Here is a 401-nt window from a genome sequence, read left to right on the forward strand (position 1 = left end):
ACATCACGCAGGGCGCGGGGTCCCAGATACTTACGGCTCCGCAGCCGGGGGGTTGGGTGGAGGTCGGGGGACGGGTGTTCCTGGAGCGCTGACGGGCTCCGCAGCGTTGACCTCTTGAAGAAGGTGGCCACTTCACGCCGGTCGGCAACGCTCCCGCAGACAAACGCTCACGCAGACATCGGAAACTCGTCACCCAGAGCCCGAAAGACCCCGGTGTTCAAGGCGAAAGCCTTCTTGCACTCAGCCACGATCCGCTGCTTCTCCAGCTCATCGACGGGCATGGAATCCAGCCGCTCCCGATACCCCCGCTTGAACGCCGCCGGGTTCCCGATCCCCTCGAACACATAGAACCGCACCCCGTCCCCCCGCCGGGCGAACCCCCACGTCCGCTCCGCTCTGCC

The 401-nt window shown here is 66.3% G+C and carries 1 protein-coding gene and 1 pseudogene; one reads left to right on the top strand and one right to left on the bottom strand.

Features of this window, described 5'->3' with window-relative positions; translation table 11 throughout:
• Window positions 1-92 (top strand): annotated as a pseudogene (locus ACNFOC_RS55680) (PhzF family phenazine biosynthesis protein); the annotation flags it as partial.
• Between the two features lie 75 nt (window positions 93-167).
• Here the strand turns inward: ACNFOC_RS55680 and ACNFOC_RS55685 are convergent.
• A partial coding sequence (locus ACNFOC_RS55685) for a biliverdin-producing heme oxygenase (protein WP_416966484.1) occupies window positions 168-401 on the bottom strand: 234 nt, incomplete at its 5' end.

The sequence above is a fragment of the Streptomyces colwelliae genome (genome assembly GCF_048158785.1).
Lineage (GTDB): Bacteria > Actinomycetota > Actinomycetes > Streptomycetales > Streptomycetaceae > Streptomyces.